Source organism: Microbacterium sp. JZ101, assembly GCF_053903175.1.
This window is the reverse complement of sequence record NZ_CP096400.1, coordinates 3,243,250-3,262,591: the sequence shown is the minus strand read 5'-3', so window position 1 is coordinate 3,262,591 and position 19,342 is coordinate 3,243,250. Positions and strand designations below refer to the sequence as shown.

Annotated in this window: 18 protein-coding genes; 7 read left to right on the top strand and 11 right to left on the bottom strand. The window is 74.1% G+C overall.

Translation table 11 applies throughout. From position 1 onward, the window contains the following. Nucleotides 1–116 precede the first annotated feature (116 nt). From M1D56_RS14990 to M1D56_RS14975, 4 genes are all read right to left on the bottom strand, one after another. Nucleotides 117–737: an ATP-binding cassette domain-containing protein gene (locus M1D56_RS14990; RefSeq protein WP_437354426.1), complete on the bottom strand. Its 621-nt coding sequence runs from the start codon at nt 735–737 to the stop codon at nt 117–119. Nucleotides 738–940: 203 nt separating this feature from the next. Beyond that, entirely contained in the window at nt 941–1,852 is a 912-nt protein-coding gene (locus tag M1D56_RS14985) for an ABC transporter permease (RefSeq protein ID WP_456284057.1), read from the bottom strand. Between the two features lie 3 nt (nt 1,853–1,855). After that, the gene (gene modA / locus M1D56_RS14980) at nt 1,856–2,605 is read right to left on the bottom strand and encodes a molybdate ABC transporter substrate-binding protein (protein WP_456284056.1); all 750 of its coding nucleotides are present in this window, start codon (nt 2,603–2,605) and stop codon (nt 1,856–1,858) included. Then, nucleotides 2,602–2,994, bottom strand: a complete 393-nt coding sequence (locus M1D56_RS14975; RefSeq protein ID WP_456284055.1) for a TOBE domain-containing protein — start codon at nt 2,992–2,994, stop codon at nt 2,602–2,604. The genes modA and M1D56_RS14975 overlap by 4 nt, the downstream gene beginning before the upstream one ends. A gap of 95 nt (nt 2,995–3,089) precedes the next feature. Between M1D56_RS14975 and M1D56_RS14970 the strand changes: the two genes are divergently transcribed. From M1D56_RS14970 to M1D56_RS14960, 3 genes are all read left to right on the top strand, one after another. Then, nucleotides 3,090–3,455, top strand: coding sequence for a hypothetical protein (locus tag M1D56_RS14970; protein ID WP_456284054.1), 366 nt, complete (start codon nt 3,090–3,092; stop codon nt 3,453–3,455). Nucleotides 3,456–3,524: 69 nt separating this feature from the next. After that, a complete protein-coding gene (locus tag M1D56_RS14965; RefSeq protein WP_419775773.1) occupies nt 3,525–4,091 on the top strand; it encodes an NYN domain-containing protein in 567 nt (188 codons plus the stop codon). 49 nt (nt 4,092–4,140) lie between these two features. Next, entirely contained in the window at nt 4,141–5,157 is a 1,017-nt protein-coding gene (locus M1D56_RS14960; protein WP_456284053.1) for a glycoside hydrolase family 43 protein, read from the top strand. Here M1D56_RS14960 and M1D56_RS14955 read toward each other — a convergent pair. Next, entirely contained in the window at nt 5,144–6,061 is a 918-nt protein-coding gene (locus M1D56_RS14955; protein ID WP_456284052.1) for an EamA family transporter, read from the bottom strand. The two genes, M1D56_RS14960 and M1D56_RS14955, sit on opposite strands and share 14 nt — an antisense overlap. Nucleotides 6,062–6,081: 20 nt before the next feature. Next, nucleotides 6,082–8,283 (bottom strand): beta-L-arabinofuranosidase domain-containing protein, encoded by a 2,202-nt coding sequence (locus M1D56_RS14950; RefSeq protein WP_456284051.1) that lies wholly within the window; start codon nt 8,281–8,283, stop codon nt 6,082–6,084. Nucleotides 8,284–8,423: 140 nt separating this feature from the next. Between M1D56_RS14950 and M1D56_RS14945 the strand changes: the two genes are divergently transcribed. Continuing rightward, nucleotides 8,424–9,434 carry a DNA topoisomerase IB gene (locus M1D56_RS14945; protein ID WP_456284050.1) on the top strand — a complete coding sequence of 337 codons (1,011 nt, stop codon included), beginning with the start codon at nt 8,424–8,426 and terminating at the stop codon, nt 9,432–9,434. Here M1D56_RS14945 and M1D56_RS14940 read toward each other — a convergent pair. Next, nucleotides 9,421–9,738: a hypothetical protein gene (locus M1D56_RS14940; RefSeq protein WP_456284049.1), complete on the bottom strand. Its 318-nt coding sequence runs from the start codon at nt 9,736–9,738 to the stop codon at nt 9,421–9,423. The genes M1D56_RS14945 and M1D56_RS14940 overlap by 14 nt on opposite strands. Before the next feature lie 89 nt (nt 9,739–9,827). Here M1D56_RS14940 and M1D56_RS14935 point away from each other — a divergent pair, with 89 nt between their 5' ends. The 3 genes from M1D56_RS14935 to M1D56_RS14925 all read left to right on the top strand — a co-directional run bounded on the left by M1D56_RS14935 (nt 9,828) and on the right by M1D56_RS14925 (nt 12,185). Beyond that, nucleotides 9,828–10,418 (top strand): TetR/AcrR family transcriptional regulator, encoded by a 591-nt coding sequence (locus tag M1D56_RS14935; RefSeq protein ID WP_456284048.1) that lies wholly within the window; start codon nt 9,828–9,830, stop codon nt 10,416–10,418. A 9-nt stretch (nt 10,419–10,427) separates the two neighbouring features. Then, a complete protein-coding gene (locus M1D56_RS14930) occupies nt 10,428–10,946 on the top strand; it encodes a DUF1697 domain-containing protein (protein ID WP_456284047.1) in 519 nt (172 codons plus the stop codon). 243 nt (nt 10,947–11,189) lie between these two features. Further along, the gene (locus M1D56_RS14925) at nt 11,190–12,185 is read left to right on the top strand and encodes a PHP domain-containing protein (protein WP_456284046.1); all 996 of its coding nucleotides are present in this window, start codon (nt 11,190–11,192) and stop codon (nt 12,183–12,185) included. Between the two features lie 7 nt (nt 12,186–12,192). Here M1D56_RS14925 and M1D56_RS14920 read toward each other — a convergent pair whose 3' ends face one another. Genes M1D56_RS14920 through M1D56_RS14905 form a run of 4 tightly spaced genes read right to left on the bottom strand, consistent with a single transcriptional unit; the run spans nt 12,193 to nt 19,280 of the window. After that, complete coding sequence (locus tag M1D56_RS14920) at nt 12,193–13,119, bottom strand: GlxA family transcriptional regulator (RefSeq protein ID WP_374727777.1); 927 nt, start codon at nt 13,117–13,119, stop codon at nt 12,193–12,195. Between the two features lie 40 nt (nt 13,120–13,159). After that, nucleotides 13,160–16,648 (bottom strand): thiol reductant ABC exporter subunit CydC, encoded by a 3,489-nt coding sequence (gene cydC, locus M1D56_RS14915; protein ID WP_456284045.1) that lies wholly within the window; start codon nt 16,646–16,648, stop codon nt 13,160–13,162. Next, nucleotides 16,645–17,682, bottom strand: coding sequence for a cytochrome d ubiquinol oxidase subunit II (gene cydB, locus M1D56_RS14910; protein WP_456284044.1), 1,038 nt, complete (start codon nt 17,680–17,682; stop codon nt 16,645–16,647). Before cydB ends, cydC begins: the two co-directional genes overlap by 4 nt. 20 nt (nt 17,683–17,702) lie before the next feature. Beyond that, nucleotides 17,703–19,280, bottom strand: a complete 1,578-nt coding sequence (locus tag M1D56_RS14905; protein ID WP_271173020.1) for a cytochrome ubiquinol oxidase subunit I — start codon at nt 19,278–19,280, stop codon at nt 17,703–17,705. Nucleotides 19,281–19,342 lie beyond the last annotated feature (62 nt).

The following is a 19,342-nucleotide window of genomic DNA, read 5'->3' as shown; positions in this document are numbered from 1 at the left end:
TCCTCCTGCTTTGAGGGCCGCGGGGTCGACGTCGGACCGGAGGTGGCGGCCGCTGTGTGCGGGCGCGGGTCGACGCGCAGGCCACGTAGTGCCCGACTGGCGCGCGCCGGCGCACGTCAGCCGACGACGCGGCCCTCGGCCATCCGGATGGTGCGGTGCGCGAGGGCCGCGACGTCGTCGGCGTCGTGGCTGACGAGGATGGCCGTGCGCCCGGCGAGGACGCGCGCGAGGACCGCCCGCAGCTCGGGCCGGGCCGTCGCGTCGAGCGCGGTCGTGGGCTCGTCGAGCAGGAGGACGGCCGGCTCGGCCGCGAGGGCCCGGGCCAGGGCGACCCGCTGCGCCTGGCCTCCGGAGAGGTCGGATGCGCGGCGCTCGGCGAGGTGCCGTACGCCGGTCTCGAGAAGCCAGCGCTCCGCGGCGTCGCGCGCGGCGGACCGCGACAGGCCGGACGCGCGCGGACCGAACGCGACGTTGTCGCGGACCGTGAGGTGGGGGAAGAGCAGCGTCTGCTGCGTCATGAGGGCGATGCCGCGTCGATGCGGCGGAACCCAGCGGCGTCCGTCCGCCAGGGGCGCCCCTTCGAGGACGACGGCGCCCGCGTCGGGACGGATGAGCCCCGCGACGAGCTCAAGGGCCGTCGACTTGCCCGCGCCGTTCGGCCCCACGATCGCGACGGTCTCCCCGCGCGCGACGTCGAGGTCGACGGCGACCCCGCGGCCCGTCACCCGTGCGTGCACCTCGAGGAAGCGAGCCGCGTCATCCGGGCTCTGCCGCGTTTCGGGGCGACCCGGGGCGGGTTCGCCGTGTTTCGGGGCAGGGCCTTGCGGGGGTTGCCGCGTTTCGGGGCGACCCGGCGTCGGTTCGCCGCGTTTCGCGGCGAACCCGGTGGGACCCGCCTTGGCCCCGGGGCCATCCTCGAACCCGCCCGCCTCCTCGTCGGTCACGGCTGCCCCCTCCGCGGACGATACGCCAGCACGACGCCGCAGACCGCGAGCGCGATGAGCACGAGCGACAGCGCCACGGCCGAGGCGCTGTCGCTCTCCCGGACGAGATACACCTCGAGGGGAAGCGTGCGGGTGACGCCCTGCAGGCTCCCGGCGAAGGCGAGGGTCGCGCCGAACTCCCCGAGCGCACGGGAGAAGGAGAGGATGGCCCCCGAGAGGATGCCCGGCGCGATGAGCGGGAGCGTCACGCGCCACAGCACCCGCCCGGGCGATGCCCCCAGCGTCGCCGCGACCGCGGCGTAGCGCGTGCCGGCGGAGCGCAGCGCCCCCTCCACGCTCATCACGAGGAAAGGCAGGGCGACGAAGGTCTGGGCCATGACGACCGCCACCTCGGTGAACGGGATCTGGATCCCGAACGGCGTGAGCGCCTGCCCGACGAGCCCGCGGCGCCCGAACGCGTACAGCAGCGCGATGCCTCCGACGACCGGCGGCAGCACGAGCGGCACGAGTGCGAGCGCGCGCAGCGCCTTCAGCCCGGGGAAGCGCCCCCGCGCGAACACGGCCGCCATCGGCACGCCGATGAGAAGGCACAGCGCGGTCGAGACGAGGGCCGTCCGCAGGCTCAGCGCGAGGGCGTCGCGCGCGGCCGCCCCGGTCAGCAGGTGCCAGAAGTCGCCCCACTCCGCGCGCAGCACGAGGGCGGCGAGGGGCACGAGGATGAGCGCGAGCCCCAGCGCGGCCGGAATCCACAGCCAGCGCGGCAGGTCGGTGGCGATCGGCCGCGACGCCCGAGCGGATGCCCGCCCCGCCCCAGCGGGCCGCCCCGCCCGAGCGGATGGCCGCGCCGCGGCGACCTCGGGCGGTCGCGGGGCGCGGGCCGCCGCGTCTCTCTCCTCGTGCTCGACCATCCGCTAGTCCGCCGGGAGGAAGCCCGCGTCGGCGAGGACGCGCTGTGCGGGGTCGTCGAGGACGAAGTCGACGAACGCGCGAGCGAGCGCCGGGTCGGGTGCGCCGTCGAGCGCCGCGATGGGGTAGTCGTTCACGGCGGCATCGGGCGCGTCGACCGGCACACCCTCGACCGCGTCGCCCGCACGGCGGACGTCGGTGGCGTAGACGACGCCCGCATCCGCCTCGCCCGAGGTCACCTTGCCGAGCACATCCGTCACGGCGTTCTCCTCGCTCGCAGGGTCGACCGCGACGTCGAGCGCCCGCTCGACCTCGGCCGTCGCGCGCCCGCACGGGACGGCGACCGCGCACACGACGACGACCACGTCGTCGCGTGCGAGATCCGCGAATCCCCGGATGTCGGCCGGATTGCCCGCGGGCACGGCGATCTCGAGGGCGTTGCGCGCGAACACCGCCGGCTCGTCGGCGGCGTGCTGCGCGACGGATTCCATGGTCGCCGTGTCGGCCGAGGCGAACACCGCGGCGGGCGCTCCCTCGGCGATCTGCGTCGCGAGACCGGCCGACCCGTCGAAGCTCAGGCTGACCGAGACACCCGGATGCGCCTCCTCGAACGCGTCGGCGATCTCGGTGAAGACCTCGGTGAGCGACGCCGCGGCGAACACGTGAAGCTCCTGCCCCGCGGTCGGCGGCGCAGCGCAGCCGGACAGCGCGAGCGCGACCGCGCCCGCCGCCGCTGCGCGCGCCCGCCGTCTCACGGCGTCTCCACGAGGACGGTCGTGGCCTTGACGACGGCCACCGCGATCGATCCCGGCTCGAGGCCGAGCTCGCGCACCGCCTCCGTGCTCATGAGCGACACGACGCGGTGCGGCCCGCACTGCAGCTCGACCTGGCTCATGACGGTGTCGCTCGTGACGGCCGTGACGAGTCCGGTGAAGCGGTTGCGGGCGGAGCGGCCCCCGGAGAGCGGATCTTCGGGGGCCTCGGCATGCGACCGCGCGAACGAGGCCAGCTCGGCTCCGTCGATGACCCGGCGACCCGCGTCGTCGCGGTGCGCCGCGAGCGCGCCCGCGGCGATCCAGCGTCGGACGGTGTCGTCGCTCACGCCGAGCAGATGGGCGGCGTCGCGGACGCGGATGTCGGGCATGCGCTTCTCGATTCGCAGATGCGGATGGTCTGGGTCGATTCTGCCGCAGATGCGGCATGCATCGGCGTCCAAGGTCGAGCGGCTACCGTCGTCGCATGCGCCGACTCGCCATCCTCCCGCTCCTCGCCGTGGGCCTGCTCGCCGGCTGCGCACAGGCCGCCGACATCGCCGGTGACGCCCTCGGCGTCCCGGTCGACGAGATCTGCACGACCGCCGATGCCGCTTACGCGCAGTACCAGGCGATCCTCGAGCAGGGCGACGTGACCGCGGAGCAGGCCGACGTCGCGCGCGACGACCTCGTCGCGACCCTCGAGCGGCTCGCTGATGACGTGGGCGGCCAGCCGGGGGAGCTCATCCGCGCGAACGCCGAGCAGCTGTCGCAGGTGAGCGATCTCGCGGCGCCCGAGACGGTCGAGGCCGTCGAACAGGCCAAGGGCGCGCTCGCGACCCTCTGCGGCTGAGCCGCCCCGCGCCCTCGTAGGATCGGACGAGGCCCCGCCACCTCGACGGCGCCGGATGGGGAGGCGCGCATGCGCGTGAGCGGTGAAGACGTGACCTGGGTGCTCGTCGACGGCGAGAACATCGACGCGACGCTGGGGACGTCGATCATCGGGCGACGGCCGCAGCCGGATGAGCGGCCTCGGTGGGACCGGCTCGTCTCGTTCGCGGCGCGGCAGTGGAACCAGCGCGCACGCGGCGTGTTCTTCATCAACGCCTCGTCCGTCATCCCGCAGAGCTTCGTCCAGGCGCTCAAGGCGATGGACTACGAGGTCGTACTCCTCGCAGGCGCCCCCGACGAGAAGGTCGTCGACATCGCGATCCAGCGCACCCTGCGGGCCCTGGCTGACCGCGACGACGACGTGATGCTCGTGAGCCACGACGGGGACTTCCTCGACGACGTCGCGGCGCTCATCGGCGGCGACCGGCGCGTCGGAATCGTCGCGTTCAACGAGTTCCGGAACGCGGGGTATGCGACCCTGCCCGGCCTGCAGCGATTCGACCTCGAGTACGACGCCGCGGTGTTCGACGCGCAGCTCCCGCGCCTCCGCGTCATCCCGATCGACGAGTTCGACCCCGCGACCTTCCTGGGCGCGTAGGGCGGAGCCCGGGGTCGCGGCGGTGGCCGTCCCTTGGTATCGTGCACTTGTGCAACGTTGTAAATTCTCCTCGTACCTCTTCGTCCACTTCACGGGCGAAGATGACGACGCGGCCGAGCAGGTCCATTTCGCGGTGAGCGACGGCGCCTCCCTGAGCGACTGGGACCTGCTGGCGGACGGCGCGCCCGTGCTCACGTCGGAGCTCGGCACGCGGGGCGTGCGCGACCCGTTCCTGCTCCGCAAGGAGGACGGCGGGTTCGTGATCCTCGCGACCGACCTCAAGGTGCACGGGGCCGGCGGCTTCGGTGCGGGGCAGGAGAACGGCAGCACCGACATCCTCGTCTGGGAGTCGGATGACCTCGTGACCTGGACGGGCCCGCGTGCGGTCTCGGTGATGGGCCCCGAGGCCGGCAACGTGTGGGCCCCGGAGGCCGTCTGGAGCGCGGAGCACGGCGCCTACCTCGTCTACTGGGCCTCGAACCTCTACCCCGAGGGCGGCGAGCGGCGGGCCGCCGACAGCTACAACCGGATGATGATCGCGGAGACCGCCGACTTCGCGACCTTCTCGGAGCCGCGCGTGTGGATCGACGTGCGCCGGGGGCCCGGGTACGGGACGATCGACTCGACTCTCGCGCGCGACGGCGCCCACTGGTACCGCTTCACGAAGGATGAAGAGCCCGGCACCATGCACGTGTTCGCCGAGCGCGGCGACGACGTGCTGCGCCCGACCGAGGGGCGCATCGGCTCGGCGTGGGAGCTGCTCGCCGAGGGGATCGGCAGCGACGTCATCTCGCACGGCGAGGGGCCGATCATCGTCCGGTCGCTCGACGAGCGCTCGTGGCTGCTCTTCATCGACTGGCCGCCCTACGGCGGCGGCACGGGCTACCGCGTCTTCGAGAGCGCAGACCTCGCGGATGGCACGTGGACGCCGAGCGCGCACGCGGTTCCGCCGCGCTTCCGGCACGGCTCGGTCGTGCCGATCACGGCGGAGGAGCGGGAGCGCCTGCTCGCCGCCTGGCCGTCGCGTCGCGTCACGACGGCGGAGACCGCGGTCAGTCGCGGATGACCGGGATCGCCCCGGTGAGGGCGGATCCGGGTGCGTCCTCGCTCGCCCGTCGCGCCGCGAGGGCGGTGCCGACGCTCGCGGCGACGACGAGCGCGATCGCGGCGATCCGCAGCGGGCTCATCGCCTGAGCGAGGAGCAGCCATCCGGCCGCCGTCGCGATGACGGGCTCGAGGCTCAGGAGCACTCCGAACACGCGCTGCGGAAGTCTCCGCAGCGCCATGAGTTCGAGCGCGTACGGGATGACCGACGCGAGGAGCGCCGTCCCGACGGCGAGCACGAGGAGGTGCGGCTCCGCGACGACCTCGACCGCCGCCGGCACGCCGAAGGGCAGCAGCGCGGTCGAGGCGATGACGAGCGCGACCGCGAGCCCGCCCATCCCCGGGACGAGCTGGCCGACGCGCGCGCTCGTGCGGATGTAGAGGGCCCAGAACCCGGCGGCCACGAGCGCGAACACCACGCCGGCTCCATCCAGCGGGACGCCGATGGCGCTGTCGACGCCCAGGAGCGCCATGCCGACGAGGGCGACGCCGACCCACGCGAAATCGAGGGCGCGTCGCGTGAGCACGGCCGCGAGCACGAGCGGACCGAGGAACTCGATCGCGACCGCGGTGCCCAGCGGGATCCGCTCGAGGGAGGCGTAGAAGGAGCCGTTCATGGCCGCGAGGGAGAGGCCGTACGCGGCCACCCATCCCCACTGCTCGCGGGTCCAGGTGCGCACGCGCGGGCGCACCGCCGCGCACAGGACGAGCGCCGCGATCGAGAGGCGCAGCGCCGTCACGCCCCACGTCCCCAGCTCGGGGAAGAGCTGCACGGCGAGCGCCGCGCCGAACTGCAGCGACGTGCACGAGCCGATGACGAGGGCGACCGAGGCGGTCATTCCCCGAGGGCGGATCCGGGTGAGCATGCCTCCAGTCTCGCCGGTGCTCAGCGCAGGAGGCGCGCCGAGACCACGCCCGGCGCGGGAGCACCGTCGACGGGAGAGAGGGTGATCCGCGTGCCGGGCGACGGCGGCGCCATGACGACCTCGAGCGATGTCGCGCCGGGCGCGAGGCGCTCCTCGACGGCGAGCTGCTCGCCGACGCGCACCGCGATCGCCGTCGCCTCGGCGGATGGCCGCAGCTCGAGGCGCAGGCGACGCGACTGCCACGCGGGGTCGCGGAGCTCGATCGAGACGCCGGTTCCGAGCTCGCGCCAGTGCGCGTCGCCGTCCACGCCGACGGTCGAGCCGTCGCCCGAGAAGGCGTGGTCGGACTCGGGCTGCTGCTCGCCGAACGCCACGGCGTCGACGGTCGCCGCGTCGATCGCGAGACGGCCGTCCTGGGCGAGGAGCTCGTCCCTGCGGCCGGGGCCGTCGGCGATCGGCCAGTAGACGGTGTACCGGCTGTCGTGGATGCCCGCGAACGGCTCGAGGTCGACGGCGCCCGCCGGGTCGTCCGTCTCGAGCCGGAAGCGCAGCGGGCCGACCTGGGCGACCGCGTCGGCGCCCTCCGCGACGAGCGGCAGGTCGGCGAACGGGAGCAGCGGGCCCGACGCGATGTGGCCCATCCGGCTGTCGTCGGCGACGAGCCCGTCGAGCCCGTCCTCCCCCGCGCGCGCGGCGAGGACGACGGGCCCCGCGAGGTAGGCCTGCCACGGCGACCCGTCGGGCAGGCGCTCCGCACGCAGGGCGAGGGGCACGCGGAAGACGATCTCGTCGCCGTCCGCCCAGGTCCGCGTGATGCGCACGGCGCCGTCCTCCGCGGTCGCCTCCGCGTCGTCGCCGTTCACGCGGAAGTCGCGGAGTCCGTCGCTCCAGCCCGGCACGCGCAGGCGCAGCGCGAACGCGCGCGCGCCGTCCGCCTCCACCGCGATCCGCACCTGCTCGTCGGCGGGGAAGTCCGTCGTCATGCGCAGCCGGACGCCGAACTCGGATGCGTCGAGGTCGGCGGGTGCGAAGAGGTTGACGGCGAGCGCGTCGCCCTCCTGTCCGAAGATCCACTCGCCGTACCGGGCCTGCATCTCCATGCCCGTGCCGACGCAGCACCAGAAGCACTGGTCGGGCTGCGAGTAGACGCGGTAGTGGCGGGGGCGCATCGGCGTGAAGTACACGAACCCGCCGCGCTCGGGATGCTGCGCCGAGAGCACGTGGTTGAAGAGCGCGCGCTCGGCGAAGTCGAGGTGGGTGGGGTCGAGCTCGGCCTCGGCGAGGGCGCGCGTGAGCTTCAGCATGTTGTAGGTGTTGCAGGTCTCTGGCCCCTCGCGGTCCTCGATCATCGGCGCGAAGTCGTCCGGCGCGTGGAAGTGCTCGCGGACGCTGTTGCCGCCGATCGCGACCGTGCGCCGCTCGACGACCGTGCGCCAGAACGCGGCGGCCGCCGCGCGCTCGCCGGCGACCGCGTAGCCCACGGCCTTCGGGATCTGCGTGTTCGCGTGGCGCCCGGTCAGATCGTCTCGCCCCTCGCGGAGGGGGTCGAGGATGGCGCGGTGCGCGAAGCGACAGGCCATCGCCGCGAGGTCGTCGCGTCCGGTGAGCGCCGCGAGCTCCGCGAAGGCCTCGTTCATGCCGCCGAACTCGGTGTCGAGCATGGCCTCGAAGGCCGCGTCGTCGATGCCGTCGGCGATGTCGAGCCACCAGTCCGCGAGGCGGACGGCGATGTCGAGGGCGCGCTCGTCGCCGCCGACGACGTGTGCGTCGATGAGCCCCTGGAACGTCTTGTGGAGGTTGTACCAGGGCACCCAGTGCCCGCTCGATGCGAGCGCCCGGGCCGCCGCCACGCCGCCGTCGCGGAGCCCCGCGAAGAGCTGCTCGCCGCCGGGCACGCCGCCGACCCACCCCGTGCCGCGCGCCTCCTGCGCACGCGCGAGCTCGCCCACGGCGTAGCGGAGTCGGCGAAGGGCCTCGGGATGGCCCGTCGCCGCGTGCAGGTGGGCGAGGGCCGAGATCCAGTGCCCCGCGGTGTGCCCGTCGAGCCCCGCATCCTCCCAGTTGCCGTACGAGCGGTCACGCGGCTCGAGGCCCGCCTCGCGCAGGAAGGGCGCGAGCAGCCGGTCGGCGTCGAGCGAGAGCACGTAGTCGAGGTCGACGCGCAGCGCGTCGGCGAACGGGCCGGCGGTCACGCGCACCGCGCGGGCAGGGAAGAACTTCATCGTGGCTCCCGGGAGGGCAGAAAGGGCGTCGAGTGTCGAGCGTAGGGCTACGACGTTGGAAAGCCCAACATCCGCGACGCTCTCCGGAGGCGCTGTCAAGGCCTGACGGGCGGCGGATGCCGTCAGGCAGACTCGACCGCATGCCACGGCTCCGACGCACCTCTCCCCAGGAGCCGGGCTGGACGCGGCGCCGCTCCGGCCGCGGATTCGCCTACCTCGATTCCGAGGGCGAGCGGCTGCCCGCGGAGGAGGTCGCTCGCATCCGCGCGCTGGCCATCCCGCCCGCATGGCGCGACGTCTGGATCACGCCCTACCCCAACGGGCACCTGCAGGCCGTGGGCACCGACGATGCGGGGCGCCGGCAGTACCTGTACCACCCGCAGTGGCGTGCGCGCCGCGATGCGCAGAAGTTCGACCGCGTGCTCGACTTCGGCGTCGCGCTGGGCCGTGCGCGGCCGGCCATCCTCGGCGAGCTCGGGCTCGACGGCATGCCGCTCGAGCGCGCGTGCGCGACCGCCGTGCGGCTGCTCGACCTCGGCTGCTTCCGCATCGGCGACGACGTGTACGCCGACCGGCACGGCAGCTTCGGGCTCACGACCCTCGAGCGCGCGCATGTGCGGCGGACCGGCGACGCCCTCGTCTTCCGCTTCATGGGCAAGTCGGGCGTCGCGCACCGCATCGAGATCGCGGATGCCCCCGTCGTCGCGGCGATCGAGAGCATGAGGCGGCGACGCGACGGCGAGCCCGCGCTCCTGGCGTACCGGGAGGCAGGCGGATGGCGGCGCCTCACGCCCGCGATCGTCAACGACTACGTGCGCGCGTCGACGGGGGCCGACGCGACCGCGAAGGACTTCCGCACGTGGCATGCGACGGTGCTCGCGGCCGCGCGCCTCGCCGAGCGCGGGCTCGACATCGAGGAGGGCGCGAGCGCGACGAAGCGCCGCCGCGCGGTGACCGCGACCATGCGCGATGTCGCCGAGTTCCTCGGCAACACCCCGACGATGGCGCGCACCTCGTACGTCGATCCGCGCGTCGTCTCGGCGTTCGACGAGGGGCGCACGATCGCGGCCGCCGTGCGTCGGCGCCATGCCGACGCCGACGCACGGCAGGTCGCGCTCGAGCGCGCGACGCTCCGGCTCATCCGCGGCTGACGACCTCGGGGGACGTCTCGGGAGCGGCGGGGGTGGCCGGCGCGACGGGTGTGGCCGGCGCGACCTGGGCGGCCTCGGCGGCGCGGCGGCCGCTGAGCGCCATCCAGGCGCGCATCAGCTGCGGGACGACGAGGTACACCGCGAGCGGCACGACGACGACCGTGAGCGCGAGCGAGCGGAGGACGGGCGGCCAGGTCTCGCTGAAGGGCGCGATGGCGTACAGGCCGATCGTGACGAGCGGGAAGATCGCGAGCCACGTGATGACGGCGCGGACGTGGATGGAGGGCGGGGTGGGTGCGGGCATGGCATCTCACTTTCCAACTGGCTGGTTGGGAACAGTGAACCACGTTCCGACCCGGAAGGCAACTGTTCGGTTGGGAATAGGATGGGCGGATGGCCTACACCCCGGAGGAGACGCGGCGACGCCTGCTCGAGGCGGCCGTCGACGAGTTCAGCGCGCACGGTCTCGCCGGGGCGCGCGTGGACCGGATCGCACGTGCCGCCGGGGTGAACAAGGAGCGCATCTACGCGCACTTCGGCGACAAGGAGGCGCTCTTCGGCGCGGCGCTCGAGAGCGAGCTGCTCGCGGTCATCCACGCCGTCCCCATCGAGGGCGAGGGCGCCGACGCGGTGCTGCGGTACGTCGAGGCTGTCTTCGACTACCACGCCGCGCACCCTCAGCTCTCGCGCCTGCTCGCGTGGGAGGGCCTCGAGCGCGAGACCCCGGTCGCGTTCGAGGCGCGCTCCGAGGCCCACCGGCGCAAGGTCGCTCAGCTGCGCAGGACCCTTCCCGCCCTCGACGACGCGGCCGCCGCCGAGCTGCTCCTCACGATCGTGACCCTCGCCGACGGCTGGCAGGTGTTCCGCTCGGTGGACCGGCTGTACGTGGGCGATGCCGCCGACCGCCCCGAGCGCGTCGCGGCGCGACGCGCCTTCGTCGTCCGCACGGTGCGCGCGCTTCTGGAGTCGCTCGTCGGCTCATAGGGTCGTGGCATGACCGACTTCGTCGCCCTGCTCCGCGGTGTCAACGTGGGCGGCATCACCGTGCGCTCGGCCGACCTGCGCGCGCTGTTCGCCGAACTGGGGTTCACGGATGTGCGCACGTTCCTCGCGAGCGGCAACGTGCGCTTCACCGCCGGCGAGAATCGCGCCGCCCTCAAGCGGCGGATCGAGCGGGCGCTCGGGGAGAGGTTCGGCTACGAGGCGTGGATCGTGCTGGCCACCTGCGATGAGCTGCGAGCCGCCCTCGCAGGCTTCCCGTTCGACGCGTCCGATTCCGATCGCCAGCCGTACATCGTCTTCTGCGCCGATGTCGAGGCGCGCGACGCCGTGCTCGCGCTCGCTGCGGATGCACCGGACGATCCGGTGGCGGAGGGCCCCGGCGTCGTCTACTGGAACCCGCCGAAGGGCGCGAGCGTGTCGACGGCGTTCGCGAAGGAGCTCGCCAAGCCGCGCTGGAAGGCCGTGACGACGACGCGGAACATCCGGACGGTCGAGAAGATCGTCGCCTGAGACGCCGCCCGCGAGAGCGCGGCCCGGAAACAGCCGAACGGGCCCGCTGTGCGTCAGGCCCGTTCGGAAGGTATGGCGGACGAGGTGGCGGTGCGAGCGTCAGCCCCGTCGAATACCCTCACAGCGTCTCCCGGATGGCGCGCGGGCGACAGCGGCGTGATGGACAGCGTCCGCAAGGATCTCGCCATCCCTGCTCGTCGTGCGGCCGTGCCGTCGTCGATCCCGCGCGGCAGACTGGCAGCCATGGACCCGCTCGACGCGCTCACCGAGATCGCCTACCTGCTCGAGCGCGAGCGGTCGTCGCGCTACAAGTCGAAGGCGTTCCGCACCGCGGCCGATGTCGTGGCGGGTCTCTCGCCCGAGGAGCTGCGCGATGCGGCGCGGCTGCGGCGTCGGCAGGGGATCGGCGAGTCGACCTTCCGCGTCATCCAGGAGGCGCTCGCGGGCGAGGTGCCGGCATACCTCGCCGATCTGCGCGAGCGCACAGGGGGCGCCGGCCGCAGCGCCCTCCGCGGCCTCCTGCGCGGCGACCTCCACAGCCACTCCGACTGGTCGGATGGCCTCACCCCGATCGGCCTCATGGTCGCGGCAGGCCGGCGGCTGGGCCACGAGTACCTCGCGCTCACCGACCACTCGCCCCGCCTCACGGTGGCGAACGGGCTCTCGGCCGAGCGGCTCGAGCGGCAGCTCGAGGTCGTCGCGACACTCTCGGACGAGGGGTTCACGCTCCTGAGCGGCATCGAGGTCGACATCCTCGACGACGGCGCGCTCGATCAGGACGACGCCCTGCTCGCGCGCCTCGACGTCGTCGTGGCGAGCGTGCACTCGAGACTGCGGATGGACGCCGCGAGCATGACCCGCCGCATGCTCGGCGCCATCCGCAACCCCCGCATGCGCGTGCTCGGCCACTGCACGGGGCGGCTCGTCGAGGGCGCGCGCGGCACGAGGCCGCCCTCCGCGTTCGACGCGCACGCGGTCTTCGCGGCATGCGCCGAGCACGACGTCGCGGTCGAGATCAACGCGCGCCCCGAGCGCCAGGATCCGCCGGACGAGCTCATCGCCCTCGCGCTCGAGCAGGGATGCCTGTTCTCGATCGACAGCGACGCGCACGCCCCCGGGCAGCTCTCGCTGCTCGACTACGGAGCAGAACGGGCCGAGCGCGCGGGCGTCCCGCCCGAGCGCATCGTCACGACGTGGCCCCTCGAGCGGCTGCGGGCGTGGCTCGAGCGCACCGCGTGAGCGCGGGCTACTCGCCCTGCGTGAACGTCCGCCGGTAGTCGGTCGGGGTCGTCCCGAGGATCCGCTGGAAGTGCAGGCGCAGGTTCGCTCCCGTGCCGAGCCCGACATCCGCCGCGATCTGCTCGACGCTCCGCTCGGATCTCTCCAGCAGCTCGCGCGCGAGGTCGATCCGCGCGCGCATGATCCACTGCATCGGCGTGTAGCCGGTGTCCTCGACGAACCGGCGCGAGAAGGTCCGCGGCGAGACCGCGGCGTGCCGCGCGAGCACCTCGAGGGTGAGCGGGTCGCCGAGGCGATGCAGCGCCCACTCGCGGGTCGCCGCGAAGCGCTCGCCGATGGGCTCGGGCACGCTGCGCGGCACGTACTGCGCCTGGCCTCCGCTGCGATACGGCGCGGCGACGAGCCGCCGTGCGGCATGATTCGACGCGGCGACGCCCAGGTCGGAGCGGAGGATGTGCAGGCACAGGTCGATCCCCGACGCCGCGCCCGCCGAGGTGAGGACGCTGCCCTCGTCGACGAACAGCACGTTCTCGTCGACGCGGACGCGCGGGTGCCGGCGCGCGAGCGCGCGCGTGTAGTGCCAGTGGGTGGTCGCGCGGCGTCCGTCGAGGAGGCCGGTCGCCGCGAGCGCGAACGCCCCCGTGCTGATCGCGGCCAGGCGCGCTCCGCGCGCGTGGGCCGCGATGAGCGCCTCGACGACCGCCGCGGGCGGGTCGTCCTGGTCGGGGGAACGGTAGCCCGGGATGAAGACGATGTCGGCCCACTCGAGCGCCTCGAGCCCGTGGGCGACGTGATACGAGAGGCCGTCGCCGCCCGTGACGAGACCGGGTGCGGGGCCGCAGACGCGCACCTCGTACGGCATGCTCGCGCGGGTCGTGAAGACCTGCGCGGGGATGCCGACGTCGAGCGGCTTCGCGCCCTCGAGCACGATCACCGCGACGCGGCGCAGCTCGGACCGCGGGGGAGACACGGCACTACTCTCGCACGGACCCCAGCTGCACGACCGCGTCATCGGGACGACGGTCGTCGGCCCGGTGCGACACGAGCACGACGACGCGGTCCGCGGTCGCACCGCGGACATCCGCCATCATCGCGGCGGCCGTCGGGGCGTCGAGGTGCGCGGTCGGCTCGTCGAGCAGGATGACGTCGGCGCGCGCGAGGAGCGCGCGGGCGACCGCGAGGCGCTGGCGCTCGCCGCCGGACAGGGCGGAGCCGCCGGCTCCCACCCGCGTCGCGAGCCCGTCGGGCAGCGCGTCGAGGAGAGCGCCGAGACCGGCCAGCGCAAGGGCGTCGTGCAGTGCCGCGTCGTCGGGCGCGTCGTCGTGCGCGCGGGCGAGCAGGAGGTTGCCGCGCAGCGTCGAGTCGAAGACGTAGGCGTCCTGCGGGCACCAGGCCACACGCGAGCGCCAGGCGCGCTCGTCGAGCGACGGGAGCGGCGCCCCGTCGGCGCGGATCTCGCCGTGCGCGACGGGGAGGGCGCCCATGATCGCCGAGAGGAGGGTCGACTTGCCCGATCCCGACGGGCCTTCGAGGACGAGCCAGCGTCCGCGTGCGGCCCGGCCCGAGACATCCGTCACGGCGGGGCGTGATGTGCCGGGGTACCGGACGGCGACGTCGTCGAGCGCGATCGAGGCGACGGGCTCCGCGAGGGCGCCGTCGCCCCACGGCGCGGATGGGGCGGGCCGCAGCACGGGCGCGAGGCGGCGCACGACCTCGCGCAGGGCCGGCAGCCGGTGGGCGGCGGTGACGAGGCCCGCGATCGGCTCGAGCACGGCGAGGGCGAGGAGCGCGATCACCGACACCTGCTCGGCCGGCGAAGCGGGGGAGAGGAGCGCGACCGCGCACGCGAGGATCGACGTCACCGCCGTGACGACGGCGCCGCCGAGCCCCGCGGCCCAGGCGGCGCGGCGCTCGGCCTGGGCGAGGCGCGCCGCGGCGGCGTCGAGCTCCGCGAGAGCCGCCTCGGAGGCGCCGTTCCCGCGGAGATCGGCGGACGCCGAGGCGAGGGCCGACGTGCCGCGGACGATCTCGGAGCGGGCGGCGACGCGTGCGCGGCCCGCCCCCCGCTCGGACGCGATCGCGAGCGCGGCGGCGACGGCGGCGGCCGCCGCGAGCACGACGAGGACGAGCAGGGCGAGGTGCGGCACGACGAACCAGGTCGTGACGGAGGCGCCCAGGATGACGAGGACGCCGACCGCGAGCGGCGCGACGACGCGGGGGAGCTGGTCGCGCAGGTCGTCGGAGAGCGTCACGAGGTAGTCGACGGGCGCCCCGCCCTCGAGGAGACGGCGGGAGCCCGCGCCGCGCGCCGCGATCGCGCGCCACAGTCGCAGACGCAGGTCGTCGACCGTCCGGAACGCCGCGCGGTGCGTCATGAGGCGCTCGGCGTAGCGGCCCACGGAGCGCCCGATGCCGAACGCCCGCACGCCGACGATCGCGACGAGGAGGTACATGATGTACTCCTCGACGCTCGCCCGGACGATGAGCCATCCCGAGACGGCCGTGAGCGCGAGCCCCAGCGCCGTCGCGATGACGCCGAGCCCGACGGCGCCTGCCCACGCCGCGAGGTGCGGCCGGACGAGGGAGGCGAGCGTGACGCCATCCGCCGGGCCATCCGCCGGGCCGGCCGGGGCCGAGTCCGCCTCATGCATGTCTCGGTTGTTGCGGGTGACGGCGCCCGTTTCTGTCGTCGAGTGAGACATGCTGACCGGGGCGGCGGTCGCCGGGGCGTGCGGGGCGGCAGCTCCGCCGACCGGAACCGTCATCGTCGCGAGGGCGAGCGTCTCGGGCTCGTGGCTCGCGAGCACGACCGTCGCGTGCGCGGCGCGACGCAGGATGGCCGCGCGCACGCGCTCCGCCGCGGCGCGGTCGAGGTGCGCGGTCGGCTCGTCGAGCACGAGCAGACGCGCGCCCGCGTCGACCCGGGCGAGGGCGCGCGCGACCGCGAGACGACGCAGCTCGCCGGGGCTGAGCTCGGGGATCGCGGCCTCGGCGACGTGCGCGAGACCGAGCTCGGCGAGAGCGGCTTCCGGGCCGGGCGCGCCGTGCAGCGCGAGCTCCGCCCGGGGCGTGGCCGCGAACGCGCGCGCGGCCTGCGGGGCCCAGCCGGCGCCATCCGCCCCGGTGATCGTCCCGGTAACCTCGGCGTCCGCGGGGAGCGTCCCCGTCAGCGCGGCGAGCAGCGTGGACTTGCCCGAGCCGCTCGGCCCCGCGACCGAGACGATGCCCGACAGCTCGGCGTTCAGCCCCTCGATCACGGGCCGATCGCGCCCCGCGTACCGCACGGCGACGTTCTCGAGCCGCACCGGGGGCAGGAGATTCCGTCGAGAGCAGGACGAGTCGGGCATCCGCGTCCTGTCGCCGGCGGATTCTCCTGCGGTGGGCGAGGGGGAAGGGGCGGATGTCGCGGCGAGCTCCGCGCGCCCCCGCGAGCGGATGTCGCGCGCGAGCGGGCGCGCGAGGAGCGCCTTCGCGCGCTCGAGCGCGGCGAGGCCGTCCTGCGAGGCGTGGAACGCCGTGCCCACCTCGCGCAGCGCCGCGTAGCACTCGGGCGCGAGGATGAGGGCGAGCAGCGCCGGCTCGAGCTCCATCGTCCCGTCGAGAAGGCGGAGCCCCAGGAACACGGCGACGATGGCGACCGAGATGGTCGCGATGAGCTCGAGCGCGAGCGCCGACAGGAACGCCCAGCGCAGCGTCTCCTGCGTGCGCGCACGGTAGGCGCCCTGGATGCCGTCGAGGGCGCGGGTCTGCTCCTCGACCCGGCCCAGCCCGACGAGCACGGGAAGGCCGCGCGCCAGCTCGGCCAGGTGGTCGGCGAGACGGGTGAGTGCCGACAGCGCCGCGTCGGTCCGCTGCTGCGTGTGCCGGCCGATGAGGATCATGAACAGGGGCACGAGCGGCACCGTGAGGACGACGACCGCGGCGCTCAGCCAGTCGGCGCCGAGGATCCGCAGGCCCACGATGAGGGGCACGACCGCGGCCGCGATGAGCGCGGGCAGCGACTGCACGTAGTAGTCGTCGAGGTCGTCGAGCCCGTCCGCGGCGAGGACGGCGGTCCCGCCGCCGTCGACGTCGCCCGCGGCGATGCGGCGCCAGAGCCGCGCGCGCAGGTCGCGCTTGACGTCCGACGCGATGCGGCGCGCCGCGACCGAGGTCGCCCACTCCGCGCCGGCCCTCAGCAGCGCGCCCGCGAGACCCGCGACGAGCACAGCGCGGATGTCCGCGGCATCGAGGCCGCCCGCCGCGAGGCCGCCGATCCCGCGGGCGACCGCGTCCGCGATGAGCACGAGGCCGACCGCTCGCAGCGCCGCGAGCACACCGAGCGCGACGAGGCGCGCGCGCGGCACGGGGCCGAGGTCGGGCCGCCGGAACCCGGGGGCCGCTGCCGCGCGCTCGGCCTCGATGGCCCACGGATCGATGCCGGGCTCGCGGATGGCCCGCGCGCGGGCCGCGGGGGCGGTCACCGCGCGCGCAGGGCCGCGGGGAGCACGACGTGCGCGTCGGGGATCATGCCCGGCGTGACGCGCTTGCGGAAGACCCAGTAGCTCCACGCCTGGTAGAGGATCACGACCGGGAGGCCCACGCACGCGACGACCGTCATGACCCCCAGTGTGTACTCGCCGCTCGCCGCGTTCCAGACCGTGAGGTCGAAGGCGGGGTCGACCGTCGACGGGAGGACGCGCGGGAACATGCCCGCGAAGATCGCGCCCGCGCCGAAGAGGCCGAAGCCGGCGTAGCCGAGGAACGCCCGCCCCTCGCGGCGCCGGCGCGCGTTCGCCCATCCGAGCACCGCGGCGACCACGGCGAGGCCGACGAGGGTCCACGAGAGGGGCGTCCCGCCGTGGGCGAGCTGCACCCACAGGGCCCAGACGGCCGCGGGCACGAGGCAGAGCGGAGCCCAGCGCGCGGCGAAGCGCCCCGCGCGCTCGCGCACCGGACCATCCGCCTTGAGCCCGAGGAAGGTCGCCGCGTGGGCGAGGGCGAAGCCGACGACCGCGAGACCGCCCACGATCGCGGGCAGAGTCAGCCAGACGAACGGCCCGCCGACGCGATCGCCGTTCGCGTTCAGGGGCAGCCCGGTCGACGTGAGCGCGAGCGCTGCGCCGACGCAGAACGCGACGACGATCGAGCCGACGCCGATGCCGTAGGTCCAGATGCGCGCCCAGCGCGCCGTCGCGACCTTGCCGCGGTACTCGATCCCGACCGCGCGGACGATGAGGCCGAGCAGCATGATCGTGAGCGGGAGGTAGAGCGCCGAGAAGAGCGACGCGTACCAGTGCGGGAAGGCCGCGAAGATCGCCGCGCCGGCCGTGATCAGCCACACCTCGTTGCCATCCCACACGGGGCCGATCGTGTTGAGCATGACGCGGCGATCGCGGTCGTCGCGCGTGCCGAGGATCATGTGCATCCCGACGCCGAGGTCGAATCCCTCGAGCAGGAGGTAGCCGGTCCACAGGATGGCGATCGCGATGAACCAGAAGACGGGGAGCGTGTCCATGGGGGTTCCTCTGCAGTCGGTCAGTAGGCGAACGCGAGCACGTCGTCTCGCTGCGCGTCGTCGTCGGGATGGTCGTCGTCGCGCGGGTGGGACAGCTCGGGCATCGCGCTCGCGACGCCTCCGCGCACGTACGTGGTGAGGAGGAAGAGCTCGACGACGAGGAGCACGGCGTACACCGAGGCGAGCGCGATCACGGAGAAGAGGAGCTCGCCGGCGGTGACGCCGGGCGAGACCGCCGCCGCCGTGAACATGAACACCCCGTCGACGCCGGTCGCGTCGGGGTTCGGCGCCACGACGAACGGCTGGCGGCCCATCTCGGTGAAGATCCAGCCGGCGATGTTCGCCGCGAACGGCGCGAGGATGCCGAGCAGGGCGAGCCGCATGATCCACGGCGAGCGCGGGACCGTGCCCTTGCGGGTCAGCCACAGCGCGACGACCGCGGCCGCCGCGACGATTCCGCCGAGCCCGATCATGAGGCGGAAGCCCCAGTAGGTCACCCACATGACGGGCACGTACTCGACCTCGCTGCCCGCGCGGTCGCCGTAGAGCGCGTCGTCGGGGATCGTCTCGCCGTACTGGTCGACGTACTGCGGCTCGAGGTCGCTGATGCCGGGCATCTCGGCGCCCCACTCGCCGGTGCCGAGGAAGCCGAGCACGCCGGGCACCTCGATGAGCGTGATGACGTCGGAGCAGTCGCGGGAGCCCGGGTCGCCGAGGGAGAGCACCGAGAAGGCCGAGCCGGTGTGGCAGGCCGCCTCGGCGGCGGCCATCTTCATCGGCTGCTGCTCGTACATGAGCTTGCCCTGGATGTCGCCGGTCAGCACCGTGCCGCCGAATCCGAGGATCGCGACGACCGCGCCGATCCGGAGCGACCACAGCCACACGCCGTGGTCCTTCTCGTCGCGACCCGGGACATCCGCTCGCCCGACGACCACGCGGCCGTCGGCGCCGACCGTGTCGATGCCGTCGTGGCGGCGGCGCCAGAGGTGGTACCAGGAGAGGCCGAGGAGGAACATCCCCGAGACCACGAGCGCGCCGAAGATCGTGTGGGTGAAGGCCGCGATCGCGGTGTTGTTCGTGAGGACGGCCCAGATGTCGGTCATGACGGGGCGGCCGTCGGCACCGAGCTCGACGCCGACGGGGTGCTGCATCCACGAGTTCGCGACGATGATGAAGTACGCCGAGGCCCACGAGCCGATCACCGCGCACCACAGCGCGGCGAGGTGGAGCCCCTTGCGCAGCCGGCCCCATCCGAAGATCCAGATCCCGAGGAACGTCGATTCGGCGAAGAAGGCCAGCAGGCCCTCGAGCGCGAGCGGGGCGCCGAACACGTCGCCGACGAAGCGCGAGTACTCGCTCCAGGCCATCCCGAACTGGAACTCCTGCACGAGGCCGGTCGCGACGCCGACGATGAAGTTGATGAGGTAGAGCTTCCCCCAGAACTTCGTCATGCGCAGGAAGCGCTCGTCGCCCGTGCGGACCCACGCGGTCTGCAGCACGGCGACCGTCATGCCGAGCCCGAGCGTGAGCGGGACCATGAGGAAGTGGTAGACGGTCGTGATGCCGAACTGCCAGCGGGCGATGTCGAGGACGTCCACGCGCGTTCTCCTTCGGGAGGTGTGGGCCGGACGCCGCGTCCGGCCGAAACCAATTCTACGCC